An 18065-nucleotide genomic window follows, 5' to 3' on the forward strand; every position below is an offset into this window, starting at 1 on the left:
CATCGATCACCGGTCCTTCGCGACCTTCTGTGAGGTTTATCATGCGCATCACTTCCGAGCTCATCTGCCAGGCCGCCGACCAACTCAAAGGCTTCGTCGGCCTCAATCGCAAGACCGGCCACTACATCGTTCGTTTCAGCGAAGACGCCTTCGGCATGGACGTGGCGGATGACGGCATTATTCCCACCAGTGAATTCGTCTGGGCCCCAGGTTCCGCGCAGGCCATGACGCTCAAGCGTGAGTTGATTCAGTTGTTGCTGGATCAGAACATCGATGACCGGATCAACATCACCGAGCCGTTGCGGGTGTACATGAATCGGCGGGACGTGCCGCAGATTTTGGCGGTTCGCAGTTTGGTGCAGAGCTGAGTTTTGCGGTGTTTGTGCTGGCCTCTTCGCGAGCAAGCCCGCTCCCACATGGGTTATGTGTCGATCACAAGACCAATGTGGGAGCGGGCTTGCTCGCGAAGGCGGACTGAAGAACGCCGCATCATTTACTGCTTGAACGCATACGCCCGCTCAACCTTGCACACCCGCGTATGGCAAGACGAGTACCAGGTCGACCGCCCGCGCTCGCGAATCTCACTGTGCTCGGGATGATGTTTCCACGCCAGGATCGCTGCTTCGCTGGCCCAGTAGGACACCGTAATCCCGAGCCCGTCCTCACCCCGAGCCGATTCCACACCCAGGAAACCAGGTTGCTCACGGGCCAGTTCGACCGTGCGCCTGGCGGCCTGCTCGTAGCCGTGATCACCGTCGGTGCGCAGGGAGGTAAAAATCACCGCGTAGTAAGGCGCTGGCGGAGTCTTGGCGATCATGACTTCTGCCTCTTGCAGGCTGCGATCAACGCACGGACCAGCGGCGGCAGATTGCCTTTGAGCGCGGCGCGTTCAGGTTGGAACAGCGTCGCGACGAAGAACGGATGACCTTTGAGTTCCACCGCCCGCAAGTCGCCGGTTGAATCGTGTCCAACGGCGTACAGCTGTTGGGTCAACAACTCACGTTCGAACGCTGGATTAACGCCGTAGCGGCAGCGATATCCTTCGACAATCTCGGCGTTTTCGTACGCCTGGGCGATCAACGAGCCTTCAACCAGATGAATGCTGTCAACGGCCTCCACTAGCGAACAGGTCAGTGGCGTGAGCAGCGCTCGCGTTGCATCGGGTGAAGTCTCGCCATGTTCGGCATCTTCCCAACCCAGGACATTTCGGGCGTATTCGAGTACTGCGTGTTGAAAACCGCCACAGGTGCCAAGGAACGGTCGCTGCTGTTCACGGGCAAAACGAATCGCCCGCAACGCACCGTCCATATCGTGGTAAGGGCTGGCAGGTACGCACCAGAAACCGTCGAAGCCAGCCAATGGCGCATCGGCGCTGATGCGGTCGGTGGCCAACCACTGGAGCTGCACGTCTGTGCCCGCCTGTTCGGCGGCCATGCCGAGGGCGATGGGGATGGCCTGGTGAGCGGTGACTTGCGGGTCGTAATCGCCGATCAAGGCGATGCGGATTGGGCGGGTTTCCATGAGTGCGCTCCACGCTTGTTGATTCCTGGCACCCACTATAGATTGGCGTTCACGCACTCAATATTGGCGTTATCCCAATTGATCAATGCACCGATGCACTATCGACTGGATTACCCCGACCTGTCCCTGATCCTCGCGCTGGTGCGCGGCGGTTCTCTGGCCCGGGCATCGACGCTGTTGAAGGTCGACGTCTCGACCGTATTTCGCGCCGTGCGCCGACTGGAAGCCGCGCTGGGCCAGCAACTGTTCGAAAAAAGCCGCGCCGGCTACTTGCCCACCACCTTGGCGCAAACCCTGGCCGAGCAGGCTGAGCGGGCCGAACAGGCGCTGGAGGCGGCGCGCATTGGCGTGGAGCAGGGCGGTGAAGTCATCAGCGGCACGGTGCGCCTGACCTGCACCGATTCGGTCTTGCAGGGTTTGCTGTTGCCGGCGCTGGCGCGGTTCATGCCGTCTTACCCGGCGCTGACCATCGAGTTGAGTACCTCCAACGACTTCGCCAATCTGAGCCGCCGGGACGCGGATATCGCCTTGCGCCTGACCCGCACACCGCCCGAGCACTTGGTTGGCCGGCGATTGGCTAAGGTGTCGTATCGAGTCTGTGCCAGTGAGGCGTATCTGAAATCGGTCGATTCCGAAGACTTGGCTTCGCTGACCTGGATCGCCCCGGACGACTTCCTCCCCGATCACCCCACCGTCGTGTGGCGCCGTCAGCAGTTTCCCGGCGTCACACCGGGTTATCGCTGCAACAGCATGTTGTCGGTGACTGAGCTGGTGCGGGCCGGGCTCGGTGTCGCGGCATTGCCGGACTTCCTCATCGGTGAAGAGCTGCAACCGTTGAGCGAGCCACTACACGGTTACGACACGGCACTCTGGTTGCTGACCCGCCCCGACTGCCGCGCCTTGCGCTCGGTGGTGACGTTGTTCGATGAGTTGGGGCGGGCGCTTCGATTGCCTTGACCGAGCGCTAAACCTTCGGCTGATCCTTGCGCACGAAGTGCTGATGCATTTCCGAGGTCAGGCTTTCGATGCGTTCGGTGAGGGCCTTGGTCATTTCGGTGAGCCGAGTGTTTTGCTCGAGCAGTTCCAGCAGTTGCGCGGTGTTCTGCGCCGCTTGCGCTTGACGTTCACTGTTGGCGACGGCCAGGGTTTCGCGGTGCAGCGCATCGGCTTCAGACTGGGCTTTGTCGCGTGCTGCTTGGCGGGTCTGGGCCAGCAGGATCAGCGGCGCGGCATAAGCCGCTTGCAGGCTGAATGCGAGGTTGAGCAGGATGAACGGGTAGAGGTCGAAGTGGGCCACGCCGAACAGATTGAGGCAAATCCATACCACCACGATCAGCGTCTGCGCTCCGAGAAAGGTCGGCGTGCCGAAGAACCGCGCGAAGGCCTCGGCGCGCAGGGCAAACTTGTCGTTGCCGAACGTGGGCGCCAGATGTGCGTGGGGGCGATGAAAGCGCAGATGGTCGACGGGGAGGGCGGGTTGAGTGTCGGAAGTCGTGGTGGTCATGGTGCTCTCTGCATGGCGCTGGGACTGAGGCTCACTATAGCCCCAGCGCCAGTTTCATTCTGAAACACATTGCGGTGTTTTATTCAACGCTACCGATCACTGCTAAAGCGGCGGACATTGTCATTTATTGCAGCTGATAGCAGGCCAGAAACATGTCCAGCGCCGACTCCACCACCGTGGTCTGCATTTCGGCTGACAGGCCGGGAAGGCCCATGGAAATCTGCGGCCAGAATGCAAAGGATTTGAGCATTCCCTGAATCTGTTGAGCGGCGAATTCGGGGGCCACCGGCTTCAAACGGCCATCAGTCTGAGCAGCGCGGATCCACACCGTCAGGCCCTCTTCGCGCTCACCCATTCGGGCGACCATATTCTGGGCGCGCTCGGGGGAATGGATGGTGGCGGCGATGGCCACTCGCGCCAGGTCGAGAAAATTGTCATCGCCCAGCATCTGCAATTTCGCCATCAGCATCCGGCGCATCTGGTCGCGCAGCGGCAGGTCAGGGTGGTAGGGCGTTTCCTGTTCTGACGTCACCCGCGCCCATAATTGATTGAGGATTTCGGCGAACAACTCTTCCTTGCTGGGGAAGTGGTTGTACACCGTGCGCTTCGACACGCCGGCGGTGGCGGCGATCTTGTCCATGCTGGTGATATCGAAACCGTTGGCACGGAATTCGGCAATCGCCGCCTGAATGATGGCTTCGCGTTTTCGGTCAGTGAGGCGCTGTGGAGCTGTCATAAGTACGCTTCGGCAGGAAGAAGTGAGAATTACACTCGGCAGTTTACTTGTGATCGGCTTTGATGCAACCTAGAAACTACACTGTGCAGTGTAATGATTTGTTAATCCTGTGCAGTGAAGAATAGAATCTCCGGCTGATGCGTGCGTGCCTTGGCCATTTATCGTCCCAAGCGGAAAACTGCGAATCAGGTGGTTTTCCTGGAGTCATTCAGTCATGGCCACTTCAACTTCCCCTGCGGACAACGTCTCCACGCCTGAAGCATCCCGTCAGGCAGAAGGGAGCTTCCGAAACCATGCGCCCGTGCAACGTGAAGGCTTTCGCAAAATGGTGCGCATCATGTGGAGCATGATCTTCCACAAACCGCACGACACCCGCCCGACGGCGCCTGTCCCGGTGCAAACCCTGACTCAGGCAGCGTTGATCGCTGCTCCCAACCACAGCGTTTACCGACTCGGTCATTCCACCGTACTGCTGAAACTGCGGGACAAATTCTGGATCACCGACCCGGTCTTTGCCGAGCGCGCCTCACCGGTGCAATGGGCCGGCCCGAAGCGCTTCCACCAGCCGCCTATCAGCCTCGAAGAGTTGCCGCCGATCGAAGCGGTGATCCTGTCCCACGATCACTACGACCACCTCGATTATCAAGCGGTGCTCAAACTGGCGGACAAGGCCCAGTACTTTCTGACGCCGCTTGGCGTGGGCGACACCCTGATCAAGTGGGGCATCGATGCCAGCAAAGTCCGACAACTGGACTGGTGGCAGGGCACCGAGGTCGACGGTATTCAGTTCATCGCCACGCCTTCGCAGCACTTTTCCGGTCGCGGTCTGTTTGATGGCAACAGCACGTTGTGGGCCTCGTGGGTGATGATCGACGGTGACACGCGAATCTTCTTCAGCGGCGACAGCGGTTATTTCGATGGCTTCAAACGCATCGGTGAGCAATACGGCCCGTTCGACCTGACGCTCATGGAAACCGGTGCCTACAACGTCGAGTGGCCGCATGTGCACATGCAGCCGGAGCAAACCCTGCAAGCACACATCGACCTCAAAGGCCGCTGGTTACTGCCGATTCACAACGGCACCTTCGACCTGTCGATGCACGCCTGGTACGAACCCTTCGACCGCATTCTGGCGTTGGCCTGGGAGCGGAATGTTTCGATCACCACGCCGCAGATGGGTCAGGCGTTCAATGTGATGTATCCGCAGCGGGGTAGCACTTGGTGGTCGGAGATGGAAAACATTGGCGATCAGGTGGAGCCTCAGAACGCATAGCGTGTAAAACCGGGCTGAGCGTCTTAAGCGAAAACCACCTCAATACGGCCCTCTTTTCGTGATCGGGGGGCTGTCTTGATCACGATCTGCACGTCACGTCCGAGCAGGGAAAGGCATTCCATCATCTTGGCTTCACTGATGCCGCGAAACTTTCCGCGCAACATCTCAGAAAGCTTGGGTTGAGAGAGGCCCAAGATTTCTGACGCTTGAACTTGGGTCAAATGGCGAGCCTTGATGATCTCGCCAATTTTGGCCGCCAGTTGCGATTTGACTCGCATTTCATTGGCGTTGGGCGTCCCGAGGTCTTCATAGACGTTCCCGCTGCTCTCTTCGATTTCAATCATTTCCTGATCCTTTTGCGTGATCCTGCGCCGCTTGAAGTCTCTTTCTGATCAAATCGATGTCGCACTGCGTGGTTGTGATGCCCGTAGTCGACTTCTTCTGAAAGCAGTGCAGAACATAAATGGCATTACCAAAACGAACGGTATAAACGGCGCGATAGGTGTTCGTATTGAAGTCATCCACCATCTCAAGCACACCTGCACCTCCAAAACCCTTTAGAGGCTTCGCGTCGGGATGTTTTGCACCGCTTTGTGCCAGATCTAGTGCATGACCAAAAACATCTTGTACATCTGCGGGCATTTGCTTGAGGTCTTTCTTACTGCTGCTAACCCACAGGAGTGACTTCCTTGTACTCATGCGAAAATATACCTATATGGGAATAATCGTCAATCGATGATTTCTCACTCAACCATCGCATAATCCGCCCGCCCCACCGGATCAGGCGTAGACCCTCTCACATTCATCCCTCTCCCCGGCACAAACCCCGGGAAGAACACCAACCCCTCCGATTCAAACCGATATGCCAGTGCCAGCCGCGTAACATCCAGCACATTGCGTTCATCCTCAAATCGCTGAATAGCGTCAACCGAAACCCCGGATTCCCGAGACAACTCCTCCACACTCCAGCCCAGCATCGCTCGGGCCTGAGCGCAATGTGCGGGGGTGAATTGGAAAAGGGCGATACGTTCCAGGGTGATTTTCATCGCAAGAGAGGCCATGGTGTTCTCCGGGCTCAAGAGTGCTGGTTCAAAATATACTGTGTTTTTGTACAGTTGTTTTAAGCCCGAATCAAACTCATTTTTTGATCGGTTCTATTTTTCCTCTCAGGCAGGAGCGTTGGACCGACTACGCTATTTTTAGGCGGCTCCTGAAAGCTCAATGGGTTTTCAACACCCGTCAGCGGCAATGTTTGAACGTCAGCTTTCTGATTTTCAATACAAGGAAAGGTGGCGTTTCAGAGGCTGTGCGCCACAGCGTTATGCAGGGAAGGGAATCATGAAAAGACTACGTCTGCTATGTACCCTGATCGGTTTTACAAGTCTGCCCGTCCTGGCCGATATGGCATCGTCAAACAAAGATGCCTTTGTGACCAACCTGATGAATCAGATGACCCTGGAAGAAAAAGTCGGCCAACTGCGGCTGATCGCTATTGATGAAGAGATGACTCCCGAAAGGATGTGCCAAGAAATCACTGCCGGGCGCATTGGGGGTACGTACGGCTCTGTGAGCCGTTACGTAAACCGACCCATGCAGGACGCGGCTCAACAAAGCCGCCTGAAAATACCGATGTTTTTCGGCTGGGACGTGATACACGGCCATCGAACCATTTTTCCCATTGGCCTGGCGTTGGCCTCCAGCTGGGATATGGACGCTATCGAGTTGAGCGGTCGAACGGCGGCGAAAGAAGCCAGTGCGGACGGTATCGATTTGACCTTTGCACCGATGATAGATATCGCCCGTGATCCTCGCTGGGGGCGTACATCCGAAGGCTTCGGTGAAGACACCTATCTGGTTTCGCGCATTGCCAAAGTGATGGTTCAGGCCTACCAGGGCAAAAGCCTGAATGCACCCGACAGCATCATGGCCAGCGCCAAACACTTCGCGTTGTATGGTGCTGTCGAGGGTGGACGCGACTACAACAGCGTCGACATGGGCCTGGCCAGGATGTACCAGGACTACCTGCCACCTTATCGTTCGGCGATTGAGGGTGGCGCGGGAGCGATGATGGCAGCGCTTAACTCGATAAATGGCGTGCCAGCAGCTGCCAATGCATGGTTGATGCAAGACCTGCTTCGCAAAGCATGGGGCTTCAAGGGGCTGGTCATCAGCGACCATAACGGGATAACCGATCTGGTTCAGCATGGCGTTGCGAAGAATCACCGCGAAGCGGCCAGGCTCGCGATCAGGGCCGGTATTGATATGAGCATGAACGACTCCTCTTATGGCCCGGAGCTACCCGGGCTGCTTGAGTCTGGCGCTGTTTCCCAGAGCAATATCGATAACGCCGTGCGGGAAGTCCTGGGGGCCAAGTACGACATGGGGCTGTTCGAAGACCCTTACCGGCGCATCGGCGTTGCCGGTGAAGACCCCGCTGATAACAATGCCGAAAACCGTCTGCACAGAGCGCAGGCCCGTGAGGTGGCACGCAAGACATTGGTGCTGCTGAAGAATGAAAACGGGCTTTTGCCACTAAAGAAAGAGGGCGTGATCGCGCTCATAGGCCCGTTGGCAAAAAGTACCGTCGACATCATGGGCAGTTGGTCCGCAAGCGGCGTGCCCTCGCAATCGGTGACGATCTACGACGGGCTGAAAAACGCTATGGATAAGGGCTCGCTGATCTATGCCCGAGGCGCCAATCTCACGGAAGATCCGGAGGTTGTTAAATATCTGGGAGTGGCCGAAATCGAGAACGACGCTCGGCCGGCAATAGAAATGATTGACGAAGCGGTCAAGGCTGCACAGCAAGCCGATGTTGTGATTGCAGTGGTGGGCGAGCCCCGCAGTATGTCTCATGAAGCGGCCAGTCGAACCAGCCTCGATCTGCCGGGGCGCCAGAGTGAATTGATCGCCGCCCTGAAAGCCACCGGCAAGCCGCTGATACTGGTATTGATGAACGGCCGGCCACTTTCCATCGGCAAGGAGCAGAAACAGGCCGATGCGATTCTGGAAACCTGGTACAGCGGCTCCGAGGGAGGCAACGCCGTTGCCGATGTATTGTTTGGTGACTACAACCCGTCCGGCAAGTTACCCATCACCTTTCCACGCTCCGTGGGGCAGATCCCGATTTACTACAGCCACTTGAACACCGGCCGCCCCTACCTGCCGGGTGCGCCTCGCAACTACACATCTCAATATTTCGATCAATCCGATGGTCCGCTTTATCCCTTCGGCTATGGACTGAGCTATACCGACTTCAGCCTGACTGACATGGCCCTGTCTTCGACCACACTGAACAAAACCGACAAGCTCGTCGCCAGCGTCATCGTGAAGAATACCGGCCAGCGCGACGGCGAAACGGTAGTTCAGCTGTATATCCGCGATGTCGTTGGCTCCCTCAGCCGTCCGGTCAAAGAACTGAAGAACTTTCAAAAAATCATGCTCAAGGCCGGAGAAGAGAAAGCGGTCCACTTCAGCATTGATGAGAACGACTTGAAGTTCTTCAACGCTCAGTTGGAATACGCCGCCGAGCCGGGCGAGTTCCGGGTGCAGATCGGTCTGGATTCTCAGGATGTAAAGGAGCAGAGTTTTGAGCTGCTTTAAGGTCGAGGCATTAGCGGCAGTGGCTAATGCCAGTCAGTTGAACCGTTATGCGATCTGTAGCAGCTGGCGAAGCCTGCGTTCGGCTGCGTAGCAGTCGTAAGACCAGAGATTGCGGTGCATCAGGCAGACCGCGTCAGTCGGATTCACGACTGCTTCGCAGCCGAACGCAGGCTTCGCCAGCTGCTACAAAGTGTGCGTCGCGGCTGAAATTGCTTAACTGACTGGTATTAACGGCAGCGGCCTCTCTTTTTTGGGCTGACTACTTCGCCCCCTCCAACCAGACGGACGGTGCCTGCCCCAGTACGCGGCGGAACATTGTCGAGAACGCAGCGGGGCTGTCATAGCCAAAATCCAGTGCAATCCGCGTTACCGGTTCGCCCACCACCAGCCGCGCCAGAGCCAGCACCACGCAAGCCCGCTGCCGCCATTGGCTGAAACTCATACCGGTTTGTTGGCGGAACAGGCGATTGAAAGTACGCAGGCTGATGTGCAACTGATCGGCCCATTGCTGTAGCGACTGATGAGCGTCGGGCCGCTGCACAAAGCCCTGGCACAACGCGAGTAGCCGCGCATCGACGGGCAGCGGAATGTGCAACGGCAGGTGAGTGCTGCGCGCCAGTTCATGCAGCAGCAAGCCGATCAGCGTACCGTCGCGCCCGCGCTCGTCATACGCCAGCGGGATCTCCACCGCCTCCATCAGCAAATGCCGCATCAACGGCGAAACGCTGATCACCTGGCAGCGATCCCCCAGATCCACCGCGCCCGGCTCGATATACAAACTGCGAGTACTCACCCCCAACATCACCACCTCATGCGCCACCCCCGCAGGAATCCATACCGCCCGCTGCGGCGGTACTACCCAATTGCCGTCGTGCGTGCTGACCTGCATCACCCCGGTGGCGCCGTACAACAATTGCGCCCGCCGATGTGTATGACGAGGCAACACATGGCCGTGGGAATAATCCGTACCGATGGCCACCACCGGTCGTGGCGTGTGGTCCAGTAGATAACCGAAACATTGCGCATCGAGCAGTCCCAGCGGTTGGCGTAAACGCGAACATTATTGGCTGACTTGCTGAGGCAGGCCAAGGCGCATCGTTCTATCGTCGACCGCTCTCAACCAACGGACGACACCCATGTTCTATCTCCTGCTGGCACTCTTCGGCTGCATGACCGGCATCACCGCGGTGCTGTTCGGCTTCGGCGGCGGTTTCGTCGTCGTGCCATTGCTGTACCGCATGCTCATGACCAGCCACGGCACAGACGACCCCGTCGGCCAATCGGCGATGCACATTGCTGTAGCTACCTCGACCTGCGTGATGATCGTCAACGCAACGATCGCCACCGGAAAACACCGACGCGCCGGTAATCTCATTCGTCATTACCTGTGGCCGTTGGGCGGGTTTATCGGCGTGGGCGCGGTAGTCGGCGCCGTAGCGGCGATGTGGGTGAGTGGCGAGGTGATTCGCTATGCCTTCATCGCGTACCTGGGCGTGACCATCGCGGATTGCCTGTTTCGACGCGGCTTTCTTACAGCGTCCGACACCGTCATCCCACGACGATTGGGAAGGGCAGAAGTGTCTGGCGGCGGTGTAGGAATCGGCACCATCGCCACGTTTCTCGGCGTAGGCGGCAGCGTCATGACCGTGCCGTTGTTGCGGCGTTGTGGATTGAACATGTCCCAGGCGACGTCCATGGCCAATCCGCTCAGTTTGCCCGTGGCGCTGGCCGGGACGCTGACTTATATGGCGTTGGCTGGGTTTACCGAGCTTGATCTGGGGCCGTGGTTTATCGGTTATGTGGATGTGCTGGCGTTTGCAGTTTTGACGGTGGGGTCTATGGTGGGGATTCGGTTGGCTACGCCGTGGATTGGGCGGATACCGGACCGAATGCATGCGCGGGTATATGTTGGTTTGCTGGTTTTGGTGATGCTGAGTATGTGCGTCACGTAGGGTTGGAATCGGTAGCCTTATTCGCAACAATGCGCCTTCGCACTGTCCAAGATTTCACGCAGGAGAATGCCATGTCGATCCTCGAAAGTGACTGGAAGAAATTCAAGGAACTGCGCAAGATCGCGCTCGATCGGTTTTGCCAGGGCGTTCTTGCCGATGCAAAAGCCATTACCCTGCACGGTGCGCTGTCTGCTCACGCTCGATATGGAATGCTCTACGGCTTGATCCATGATCGGAATAAGGACATGGCCGGGCCTTTGACCATCACAGCCAATCCCGCTCCAGTGCTCTCACCGCATTGAGGTTGTTTGTCATGCATGACTTGCTGACCGACGCAGAGTTATCAGTGCTCAGTGAAGATGCGCTGGACTACATCTCGGATGTCATTCGCCGGCCCTATGAGCTTGAATGGGTCGAAGAGATCGTGCGGCAGGACTGAAAACGGTTATCACCAGCCCTTTATAAGAGAACGATGGATGTGGATCTTCAATTGCACCGAAGCGGCAAGTAACTTCTTCAGCCGCGTGCACAAGGGTAAAAAAATCAACCCGGTGCACAAACCGCCATCGTCCGTCATTGAAGATGATGTGCCTGATGAGTCCGCCGAACAGTGGCTGGTTCACGCTGTCACTGTTCAACGCAAGCATGTGTTGTACGTCATTCACGTAAAAACTCGTTATTGCATGATTTTTGCGGACGCGAAAAAAGCGGACATCAAAGGTTTTCTTCAACGTTTTTCCGAGCGTTGGATAAACGGCGTGATTCAGCATGCGGTGCAACACGACATACTTCGTTGGTTCAACGACGAACTGATAGCGGAGCGATTCCAAGAGAGTTGTCGCGAGTACGTGTTTTACAAACGCGGACATCGCGGTGCGCAGAAACACATCAATGACATCGCCTGGGTGTTTGAGGGATGTGCTGCCGAACGAGGTTCTTTACCCCCTGACGAGTTCTCGGCAGGCCGCTTCGATACCGACATGAACAACTACCCGAGAGGCGGTAAAGAACACAAGGATTACTTCTACCCGGATGAGGAAATGATCGTTCACTGGTTAAGCCGTTACGGCGGCCTTGATGAGCTTGGCATTCAAGCAGCCCGTGAGCGGCACAAGGAGGTGAAACGGGAGATTCGGGAGGTCGTAAGGCAGCTTAATCTCGAAGCGCAATGAGCCGTCGCAATAACGCCGTGACCCGGTCCTTTAACCTTTGAGCCCCGGCGCCTCACGAATGATGAAGTGATCCAGGTTCTCGATATGGGCACTGAACACCCCGAACATCTGCTCGGGGTTTTTCTTGCTCGGTACCTGTTTCAATTCCGGCGTCACACCATAGAAAAAGCAAAACAACTCTTTTTCGCTCTCGATAGCGTGTTTGATCTCTTGCAGAAACGCTTTGCGCTTGCGGTAGTTGTCGATCAGTTTTTTGCTCAGGTAAACGTTGACCGAGTAAGGCTTCTTCTTCGCCTCTTCCGGTTGCTTGAACCAGACCTTCTGTTCGAAGTCGATGCGAAAACTAGCGCTGTGGTAATCCTCGATTTTCTTGATCTTGCCCCAGTAAATCAGCCCTTTGTTGTCCAGCAGAAACTCGATTTTCTTGAAGAAAGAACTGTAGGGCGCCGTGTGCTCGCCAATCTTCAGCGGCATGCGCTTGAGCAACTCCTTGTCCTCGAAATTCGACACAAAACACTCCACCGGATGGGCGAAGACACTTGTCTTGTCCGGTGCCGACTCGCGGCTCGGGTGTTCGACATTACTGGCCGCTGAAGAGGATTTCGGATCGTCCCGCATCACGTCTGCCGCCACCGCCGGGTTCGACGGCTTACGCACATACTGACGCCGAGTCAGCAACAACTCCGACGGGAAGTGCTCCTCGCGACTGTCATCCGTTTCCGCACCGTCCGCGTCCACACCTGACGGCGGCGTCTTGAGGCTGACATAAGGACAATCCGCAACATGGCGGGTGCTGGGCGTGTTCTTGAAGTGCGGGGTGCGAACGTAATTCACATTCTTGGCGTTGAACGTCGTCAACACATTCGCCGCATCGAAGGCCGTCCTGCATGCGTCATTGGGACATTGGAAGTGTTCCTTAGCGGAATCGAACTCCATGGTCTCGTCGAAATTCAAATCGCGCACGTCATAGATCGACAGCTTGTCGTCGAGGCTGAGGCAGTAGGCGAGGTCGAATTTCATGGTGGGCTCGGGTCCTTGAGGGGGGGAAGGGTATTAATAGCGGGAGGTGGGACGGGTTGCACTCACTGTTTTCATCACAGCGCAAAATCTGCGGCAACACACCAAACCTGTGGGAGCGAGCTTGCTCGCGAAAAACTCAAGAACGCCACTGAGTATCTGGTTCTACGCACCATCATTCACAACTTGCAACGGAACACCGCCAAGAGCCGGCTCGCCACGCCTATCGAAAATCTCAGCCTTCAGCTAGCGTGGCCAACTCCATGGAGGTGCCATATGACTGAACGGATAACAGTAAACATGCATGAAGCACAATCCCAGCTCGATCAACTCGCTGAGCTTGCCTGGCGGGGTGATACGGTTGTGATCACCAAGGACGGCAAGCCCTATCTAAACCTGCTACCTCATGTCAAAACATCTCGGGCACGTAAGCCGGGGCGGTTGAAGGAAAAAATCCGAATTTATGCGGATTTTCAAAAGCCCGCAGTGGACATCACCGAGGGATTTGAGAGTCACCTGTGAGGCAATTGTTCTTAGAAATAGTGGCTATTCGCCCTGTTACGTATTGAAACCCTTTGCTACTTTGACGACGGTAGGAATATTCCTACGGCAATTGTCGATAAAGGGCAGCGCTCGTGGCGATCAAAGCGGTTTCGAAGGAACGAATAGACAAAGCGATGCTGGAGTTTGATCATAAATTTCGGAGTAGGCGTGAGTGGCAAGGATGGGAAAACAACCTAGCTCACCGTTATGCGGTTCACTCGGGCGGTGAACTGTATCCGGCGAAGAAAATCGTCTCTTTGGCGACCGGTATTGCAGTAGGCGAGTTCTCCGGTGGACACCCGACCAACAGTTACCTAGAAAAGCGAGGCTTCACTATTGTGGAGCTATCGCGTGAGGAGGGCGCGCCTGTATTGCAGTTCACGCCGGGGGCTGTTTACGACCGAAAAACTGAGATCAATGGACCGTTCGGTGGAAGCCTGCAAAACGGCATTGCAGCGTCCGCTACCTACCCTGCGATTTTTTTGTTCACGGGCGATAGCGGTGAGCAATACGGGTATGCCGACCATTGGGAAGACGGCGCCTTCTTTTATACCGGTCAAGGACAACGCGGGCCGATGACTTTGACTCGAGGCAACCGAGCCATTGCTGAGCATGCCAATGATGGCCGAGCGCTGCACTTGTTTAAGTCCCGCGGTAAAGGTAATGGCTACGCATACGTGGGCGAGTTTTCTTGCGCCGACATGTTTCAGCGAACCCAGCCGGATGTGAGCGGCCAGGCTCGGACGGCAATTGTTTTTCGATTAGTCCCTGTGGGTATTCCTAGTGGAATGATTGAGGCTGAAGAAGAGGATGAGGAAAAGGCTAACCTTCCCGACTCTCTGGCTGCTGCGCGGTTGGCTGCGCTGGCTGCATGTAAGCCTGGCAGTGATGAGTTAGGGCAATCCGCTCCTCGTAAGATCTATCAGCGCAGCCGTAAGGTTGCGCACTATGTGCTGATGCGTGCCGAGGGTGCATGCGAGAGCTGTGAGAAGCCGGCCCCTTTTATGAAAAAGGATGGCAAGCCCTACCTAGAGCCGCATCACGTCAACCGGCTCTCAGATGGTGGGTTAGATCACCCACGCTATGTGGGGGCTGTATGCCCAAGTTGTCATCGGGAAATTCATTCTGGAGTGCACGGGGCGTTGGTGAATGAGAGGCTGAAGCAACGGCTGGAAGTAATTGAAAGCTGATTGAGCGATGCGCCAAGGCAATTGGCCCTAATCTCAAGAGCGCTTCAGTCGCTTTCTTTTTTACGCTCATAACATCGCCGAGGGTTGAAAACCCTCGGACGATACTGAGTGGACTGTCTACGAAAATTCCTACGGTGAACTGCGACGCTTCTTTCTGTCGAACCTACAAGATCTAACCGATCGAATGCTTCGAAGAGTAAAGCGCCTCCAAGACTTTACGCCACCAAGGCTTAACCGCTGGAACGCGCCGCCGCGTGCGATTGAGCAACAGATAAGGCATATCCCGCAGCCGAATCCAGCCTTCATCCTGCCAATGCAACAGACTCAACGACATCTCCGGCCAATCCAACAGACTCAACATCGGCCGATCAGAGTTCGATTGCCCCGCATCACGCAAGGCTGGCACCACTTGATGAGTCAACCATTCACGCAGCAACCGATGCCCTGGCGCGTAGTGATATACCAGCAATGCATACGCACCGGACTCGCTGATCATCAACCGTTTCTCCGGTTGGCCGTGGTACTCAATCAACAACGTATGTCTCTGATCCTCGTCCAGTTTGCTGACCACACGATCATTCAGATGGAAACCCATCAAACGACCCAGATCTCGGGCACAGAACCATGGTTGGTTTTCTAGGAGGAGGGCATGGAGGGCAAGGTTGTGGCGAGTGAAGACTGTTACAGAGAAGGGATCAGTCATGACTGATCTCCAGAATGGCGAGAGTGCGGGGTAAATCGTGTTCAGGCATATCCAGTACCTCTACGTGTAGATTTAGGAGGGCCTGACCCCAACGTAGAGTGGACTTAAAAAATCCCAACGAGCAAAGCCTTCGCACATCCGAACGACAAATCACCAAAGGGTGAGTTGCGTGTCTGTGTGATTGACCAAGCTTTCTACGTTGGGCGTTTCTTAGGCACCTGAAATGGAGCTTAGAGGTGCTTTGGTCGGGCATCAACGCGGAAGCAGCTGTAAGTTTTGTAGGAGTTTTAGCGTCGTAGCGTAGGGATGAAAAAAACATATTCATCCGACCATAAAAAAGCCCCGATCAGATCGGGGCTTTTGCTTTTTCGATTTGTCGATTCAGGTTGCAATCAGCAAATCGCGGCGAGCTCCAGGAATCAATCCCAGCTCAACGCCCCACCAGTCTGATACTCAATAACCCGCGTCTCAAAGAAATTCTTCTCTTTCTTCAAGTCCATAATCTCGCTCATCCAAGGGAACGGGTTAGTCGTCCCCGGATACTCTTCCTTCAACCCAATCTGCGACAAACGACGGTTAGCGATGAACTTCAGATAATCCTCCATCATCGCCGCGTTCATGCCCAACACGCCGCGAGGCATGGTGTCACGCGCGTATTCGATTTCCAGCTGAGTGCCCTGCAGAATCATCTGCGAAGCTTCTTCCTTCATTTCGGCATCCCACAAGTGCGGGTTTTCGATTTTGATCTGGTTGATCACGTCGATGCCGAAGTTCAGGTGCATGGATTCGTCGCGCAGGATGTATTGGAACTGCTCGGCGACGCCGGTCATTTTGTTGCGGCGGCCCATGGAAAGGATCTGGGTGAAGCCGCAGTAGAAGAAGATGCCTTCCAGAACGCAGTAGTAGGCGATCAGGTTGCGCAGCAATTCTTTGTCGGTTTCGACGGTGCCGGTTTCGAACTTCGGATCGGAGATCGAACGGGTGTATTTGAGGCCCCAGGTGGCTTTTTTCGCGACCGATGGGATCTCGTGGTACATGTTGAAGATCTCGCCTTCATCCATGGCCAACGATTCGATGCAGTATTGGTAGGCGTGGGTGTGGATCGCCTCTTCGAAGGCTTGGCGCAGGATGTACTGGCGGCATTCCGGGTTGGTGATCAGGCGGTACACGGCCAGCACCAGGTTGTTCGCAACCAGGGAGTCGGCGGTGGAGAAGAAGCCGAGGTTGCGCATGACGATGCGGCGCTCGTCGTCGGTCAGGCCTTCCGGGTCTTTCCAGAGGGCGATGTCGGCGGTCATGTTGACTTCTTGCGGCATCCAGTGGTTTGCGCAACCGTCCAGGTACTTCTGCCAGGCCCAGTCGTACTTGAACGGGACGAGCTGGTTGAGGTCGGCGCGGCAGTTGATCATGCGCTTTTCGTCGACCGCCACACGGGCGGAGGCGCCTTCGAGTTCGGCCAGCCCTTCGGCGATGTCGAGGTTGTCCAGGGCAGCTTTTGCACGGGCGATTGCGGCGGAGTCGGACGCGGTTACAGCGCGGGCTTCTTGAGCCGCGACGCCACCAGCGGTGTCGAGGCGGTCCATGTTGGCTTCAGTTGCGTGCCCAGCGTTGGCGCCTTTTACAACGGTTTCGCCGCTGTCTTCTTTGTCGAATTCGTCCCAGCTCAGCATGACGTGTCGTCTCCTGCGTGAGGGCCAGATGCCCGTGTGAAAACTGATTGGTTGGTTTTTCACACGACCGTACTGGCCGCGTTGGATAGCGTTTTTTGCAGCGGTACACGCAGGCAAATAAACATAATTTTGTACGGGGTTCCGAGAGCCTCCGACGGGCGCAGAAATCGGTGAAGACTTCGGCGTGGGCTTCAGACTGGCTGTTATCCCTGTAAGGGAATATTGCAGGCCCGTTTAAGGCGGCATTATAAGGAAATTTTTGCGGCCGTGGTGGGGCGAATCCGCGCATGGAGCGGTCGAGAAGGCAGGTTTTTCGGTCGGAGCGAGGGTTTACAGGGCTTTGGCTGGATGTCGCGGGTGCAGATTTTTTTTCATAAATTTTGGCGGGCAATTTTTTTGTTCAAAAAACAGCCAGAAAACCGCCTTTTTCACTACATGTTGTGTTTTGAGTCGGTTTTCGATGGCTCCAGACACAACTAAGCCCGACCGAGGTCGGGCTGTAACGTCACGCTTGATGATCAGCTGAAGCGGGCGGCACCCACGTGATCTGCGCCATCGGCAGCCACTTTAGCAGCGCCGGTGTGATCAAAACCGTCAGAAGCGAGTTTGGCAGCGCCTGTGTGATCGGAGCCATCGGAGGCGAAAGACGCCGACCCGGTATGGTCGTAACCATCAGAAGCGACAGCCGCTTGCGTGCTGTAAGCAGCCGAGCCAGTGCGGTCGTAGCCGTCAGCGGCGAAGGTGTTAGCGGCCAGGACAGAGAGGGTCAGGGCGAGGATCAGTTTGGTTTTCATGGTAGTGGCTCCAGGTTCGTTGGCGTTGTGTGCCTTGGGCGGGTGATTAGCCGTTAGAGCAGCCGTTACCCATAACGCTGTAGCGCAGAATGTGGCGTTGGCCTTTGGAGTCGTCGTATTCCATTGTTGCTGGAACAACTTCACACACATTCGGGATTTCGCTCATGGAGACAACTTTGGCGATGTCCAGGTGAGTGGAGTAAGTGTATTCCTCGATGGCGGGTTGCTGCTGTGCGACATCAGTCGGGACCTCGTCTGCCATGGCGGTTGCGCACAGGCTGCTGAGGGCCAGAACTAATAAAGCTTTCATTTCAAATTTACCTTTTAGAGGTCGAGTGGGGTCACGCAACCTTTTTGGGGTTGCGTGTGGAACTTAAGTACTAGGTT

20 protein-coding genes and 2 pseudogenes are annotated in these 18065 nt (G+C 56.2%); 9 read left to right on the forward strand and 13 right to left on the reverse strand.

Features of this window, described 5'->3' with window-relative positions; genetic code table 11:
• The first annotated feature begins 41 nt into the window (after positions 1–41).
• Positions 42–368: a DUF2025 family protein gene (locus ACMXYH_RS07755; protein WP_415766755.1), complete on the forward strand. Its 327-nt coding sequence runs from the start codon at positions 42–44 to the stop codon at positions 366–368.
• Between the two features lie 125 nt (positions 369–493).
• On the opposite strand, the gene ACMXYH_RS07760 is transcribed toward ACMXYH_RS07755, so the two are convergent.
• A complete protein-coding gene (locus tag ACMXYH_RS07760; RefSeq protein WP_415766756.1) occupies positions 494–817 on the reverse strand; it encodes an antibiotic biosynthesis monooxygenase family protein in 324 nt (107 codons plus the stop codon).
• Complete coding sequence (locus tag ACMXYH_RS07765) at positions 814–1521, reverse strand: CTP synthase C-terminal region-related (seleno)protein (RefSeq protein WP_415766757.1); 708 nt, start codon at positions 1519–1521, stop codon at positions 814–816. Before ACMXYH_RS07765 ends, ACMXYH_RS07760 begins: the two co-directional genes overlap by 4 nt.
• Before the next feature lie 15 nt (positions 1522–1536).
• Here ACMXYH_RS07765 and ACMXYH_RS07770 point away from each other — a divergent pair, with 15 nt between their 5' ends.
• Complete coding sequence (locus tag ACMXYH_RS07770) at positions 1537–2478, forward strand: LysR family transcriptional regulator (RefSeq protein ID WP_415766758.1); 942 nt, start codon at positions 1537–1539, stop codon at positions 2476–2478.
• 7 nt (positions 2479–2485) lie between these two features.
• Here the strand turns inward: ACMXYH_RS07770 and ACMXYH_RS07775 are convergent, their stop codons facing one another.
• Both ACMXYH_RS07775 and ACMXYH_RS07780 read right to left on the reverse strand, forming a co-directional pair.
• Positions 2486–3025, reverse strand: coding sequence for a DUF1003 domain-containing protein (locus tag ACMXYH_RS07775; protein WP_415766759.1), 540 nt, complete (start codon positions 3023–3025; stop codon positions 2486–2488).
• Positions 3026–3149: 124 nt separating this feature from the next.
• On the reverse strand, positions 3150–3761 hold the full coding sequence (locus tag ACMXYH_RS07780) for a TetR/AcrR family transcriptional regulator (protein ID WP_415766760.1): 612 nt from the start codon (positions 3759–3761) through the stop codon (positions 3150–3152).
• 214 nt (positions 3762–3975) lie between these two features.
• On the opposite strand from ACMXYH_RS07780, the gene ACMXYH_RS07785 reads away from it, so the two are divergent.
• On the forward strand, positions 3976–5034 hold the full coding sequence (locus ACMXYH_RS07785; protein ID WP_415766761.1) for an MBL fold metallo-hydrolase: 1059 nt from the start codon (positions 3976–3978) through the stop codon (positions 5032–5034).
• A gap of 23 nt (positions 5035–5057) precedes the next feature.
• Here ACMXYH_RS07785 and ACMXYH_RS07790 read toward each other — a convergent pair whose 3' ends face one another.
• From ACMXYH_RS07790 to ACMXYH_RS07800, 3 genes are read right to left on the reverse strand one after another with little or no spacing between them, the layout of a single operon-like run.
• The gene (locus tag ACMXYH_RS07790; protein ID WP_129437680.1) at positions 5058–5378 is read right to left on the reverse strand and encodes a helix-turn-helix domain-containing protein; all 321 of its coding nucleotides are present in this window, start codon (positions 5376–5378) and stop codon (positions 5058–5060) included.
• Complete coding sequence (locus tag ACMXYH_RS07795) at positions 5371–5733, reverse strand: type II toxin-antitoxin system RelE/ParE family toxin (protein WP_129437678.1); 363 nt, start codon at positions 5731–5733, stop codon at positions 5371–5373. Before ACMXYH_RS07795 ends, ACMXYH_RS07790 begins: the two co-directional genes overlap by 8 nt.
• A gap of 44 nt (positions 5734–5777) precedes the next feature.
• Positions 5778–6095: a helix-turn-helix domain-containing protein gene (locus tag ACMXYH_RS07800; RefSeq protein ID WP_149632022.1), complete on the reverse strand. Its 318-nt coding sequence runs from the start codon at positions 6093–6095 to the stop codon at positions 5778–5780.
• Positions 6096–6372: 277 nt separating this feature from the next.
• Between ACMXYH_RS07800 and bglX the strand changes: the two genes are divergently transcribed.
• Entirely contained in the window at positions 6373–8637 is a 2265-nt protein-coding gene (bglX, locus tag ACMXYH_RS07805) for a beta-glucosidase BglX (RefSeq protein WP_415767665.1), read from the forward strand.
• Between the two features lie 259 nt (positions 8638–8896).
• Here bglX and ACMXYH_RS07810 read toward each other — a convergent pair.
• Positions 8897–9663 (reverse strand): annotated as a pseudogene (locus ACMXYH_RS07810) (AraC family transcriptional regulator).
• 110 nt (positions 9664–9773) lie between these two features.
• Here ACMXYH_RS07810 and ACMXYH_RS07815 point away from each other — a divergent pair.
• The 3 genes and pseudogenes from ACMXYH_RS07815 to ACMXYH_RS07825 all read left to right on the forward strand — a co-directional run bounded on the left by ACMXYH_RS07815 (position 9774) and on the right by ACMXYH_RS07825 (position 11761).
• The gene (locus tag ACMXYH_RS07815) at positions 9774–10589 is read left to right on the forward strand and encodes a sulfite exporter TauE/SafE family protein (RefSeq protein ID WP_415766762.1); all 816 of its coding nucleotides are present in this window, start codon (positions 9774–9776) and stop codon (positions 10587–10589) included.
• Positions 10590–10660: 71 nt separating this feature from the next.
• Positions 10661–11028, forward strand: a pseudogene (locus ACMXYH_RS07820) (hypothetical protein).
• Between the two features lie 37 nt (positions 11029–11065).
• Positions 11066–11761 carry a DUF6933 domain-containing protein gene (locus ACMXYH_RS07825; protein WP_415766763.1) on the forward strand — a complete coding sequence of 232 codons (696 nt, stop codon included), beginning with the start codon at positions 11066–11068 and terminating at the stop codon, positions 11759–11761.
• Positions 11762–11791: 30 nt separating this feature from the next.
• On the opposite strand, the gene ACMXYH_RS07830 is transcribed toward ACMXYH_RS07825, so the two are convergent.
• Positions 11792–12781, reverse strand: coding sequence for a hypothetical protein (locus ACMXYH_RS07830; RefSeq protein WP_415766764.1), 990 nt, complete (start codon positions 12779–12781; stop codon positions 11792–11794).
• A gap of 273 nt (positions 12782–13054) precedes the next feature.
• Here ACMXYH_RS07830 and ACMXYH_RS07835 point away from each other — a divergent pair, with 273 nt between their 5' ends.
• Together ACMXYH_RS07835 and ACMXYH_RS07840 are read left to right on the forward strand one after the other, a co-directional pair.
• Positions 13055–13300: a type II toxin-antitoxin system Phd/YefM family antitoxin gene (locus ACMXYH_RS07835; RefSeq protein ID WP_415766765.1), complete on the forward strand. Its 246-nt coding sequence runs from the start codon at positions 13055–13057 to the stop codon at positions 13298–13300.
• A 113-nt stretch (positions 13301–13413) separates the two neighbouring features.
• On the forward strand, positions 13414–14511 hold the full coding sequence (locus tag ACMXYH_RS07840; protein WP_415766766.1) for an HNH endonuclease: 1098 nt from the start codon (positions 13414–13416) through the stop codon (positions 14509–14511).
• 172 nt (positions 14512–14683) lie between these two features.
• Here the strand turns inward: ACMXYH_RS07840 and ACMXYH_RS07845 are convergent, their stop codons facing one another.
• From ACMXYH_RS07845 to ACMXYH_RS07860, 4 genes are all read right to left on the reverse strand, one after another.
• Complete coding sequence (locus ACMXYH_RS07845) at positions 14684–15214, reverse strand: BRO-N domain-containing protein (protein ID WP_149632013.1); 531 nt, start codon at positions 15212–15214, stop codon at positions 14684–14686.
• 419 nt (positions 15215–15633) lie between these two features.
• Positions 15634–16884 (reverse strand): ribonucleotide-diphosphate reductase subunit beta, encoded by a 1251-nt coding sequence (locus ACMXYH_RS07850; RefSeq protein WP_008034875.1) that lies wholly within the window; start codon positions 16882–16884, stop codon positions 15634–15636.
• Between the two features lie 518 nt (positions 16885–17402).
• A complete protein-coding gene (locus tag ACMXYH_RS07855; RefSeq protein ID WP_415766767.1) occupies positions 17403–17678 on the reverse strand; it encodes a hypothetical protein in 276 nt (91 codons plus the stop codon).
• Positions 17679–17724: 46 nt separating this feature from the next.
• A complete protein-coding gene (locus ACMXYH_RS07860; protein ID WP_129437656.1) occupies positions 17725–17988 on the reverse strand; it encodes a DUF2790 domain-containing protein in 264 nt (87 codons plus the stop codon).
• Positions 17989–18065 lie beyond the last annotated feature (77 nt).

The organism is Pseudomonas frigoris, from assembly GCF_047758635.1.
Lineage (GTDB): Bacteria > Pseudomonadota > Gammaproteobacteria > Pseudomonadales > Pseudomonadaceae > Aquipseudomonas > Aquipseudomonas frigoris.

What these genes read in the sequence shown, in the direction of transcription:
- ACMXYH_RS07755 (WP_415766755.1), top strand. Translation starts at nt 42, where the DNA reads ATGCGCATCACTTCCGAGCTCATCTGCCAGGCCGCCGACCAACTCAAA.
- ACMXYH_RS07760 (WP_415766756.1), bottom strand. Translation starts at nt 817, where the DNA reads ATGATCGCCAAGACTCCGCCAGCGCCTTACTACGCGGTGATTTTTACC.
- ACMXYH_RS07765 (WP_415766757.1), bottom strand. Translation starts at nt 1,521, where the DNA reads ATGGAAACCCGCCCAATCCGCATCGCCTTGATCGGCGATTACGACCCG.
- ACMXYH_RS07775 (WP_415766759.1), bottom strand. Translation starts at nt 3,025, where the DNA reads ATGACCACCACGACTTCCGACACTCAACCCGCCCTCCCCGTCGACCAT.
- ACMXYH_RS07780 (WP_415766760.1), bottom strand. Translation starts at nt 3,761, where the DNA reads ATGACAGCTCCACAGCGCCTCACTGACCGAAAACGCGAAGCCATCATT.
- ACMXYH_RS07785 (WP_415766761.1), top strand. Translation starts at nt 3,976, where the DNA reads ATGGCCACTTCAACTTCCCCTGCGGACAACGTCTCCACGCCTGAAGCA.
- ACMXYH_RS07790 (WP_129437680.1), bottom strand. Translation starts at nt 5,378, where the DNA reads ATGATTGAAATCGAAGAGAGCAGCGGGAACGTCTATGAAGACCTCGGG.
- ACMXYH_RS07795 (WP_129437678.1), bottom strand. Translation starts at nt 5,733, where the DNA reads ATGAGTACAAGGAAGTCACTCCTGTGGGTTAGCAGCAGTAAGAAAGAC.
- ACMXYH_RS07800 (WP_149632022.1), bottom strand. Translation starts at nt 6,095, where the DNA reads ATGGCCTCTCTTGCGATGAAAATCACCCTGGAACGTATCGCCCTTTTC.
- bglX (WP_415767665.1), top strand. Translation starts at nt 6,373, where the DNA reads ATGAAAAGACTACGTCTGCTATGTACCCTGATCGGTTTTACAAGTCTG.
- ACMXYH_RS07815 (WP_415766762.1), top strand. Translation starts at nt 9,774, where the DNA reads ATGTTCTATCTCCTGCTGGCACTCTTCGGCTGCATGACCGGCATCACC.
- ACMXYH_RS07825 (WP_415766763.1), top strand. Translation starts at nt 11,066, where the DNA reads ATGTGGATCTTCAATTGCACCGAAGCGGCAAGTAACTTCTTCAGCCGC.
- ACMXYH_RS07830 (WP_415766764.1), bottom strand. Translation starts at nt 12,781, where the DNA reads ATGAAATTCGACCTCGCCTACTGCCTCAGCCTCGACGACAAGCTGTCG.
- ACMXYH_RS07835 (WP_415766765.1), top strand. Translation starts at nt 13,055, where the DNA reads ATGACTGAACGGATAACAGTAAACATGCATGAAGCACAATCCCAGCTC.
- ACMXYH_RS07845 (WP_149632013.1), bottom strand. Translation starts at nt 15,214, where the DNA reads ATGACTGATCCCTTCTCTGTAACAGTCTTCACTCGCCACAACCTTGCC.
- ACMXYH_RS07850 (WP_008034875.1), bottom strand. Translation starts at nt 16,884, where the DNA reads ATGCTGAGCTGGGACGAATTCGACAAAGAAGACAGCGGCGAAACCGTT.
- ACMXYH_RS07855 (WP_415766767.1), bottom strand. Translation starts at nt 17,678, where the DNA reads ATGAAAACCAAACTGATCCTCGCCCTGACCCTCTCTGTCCTGGCCGCT.
- ACMXYH_RS07860 (WP_129437656.1), bottom strand. Translation starts at nt 17,988, where the DNA reads ATGAAAGCTTTATTAGTTCTGGCCCTCAGCAGCCTGTGCGCAACCGCC.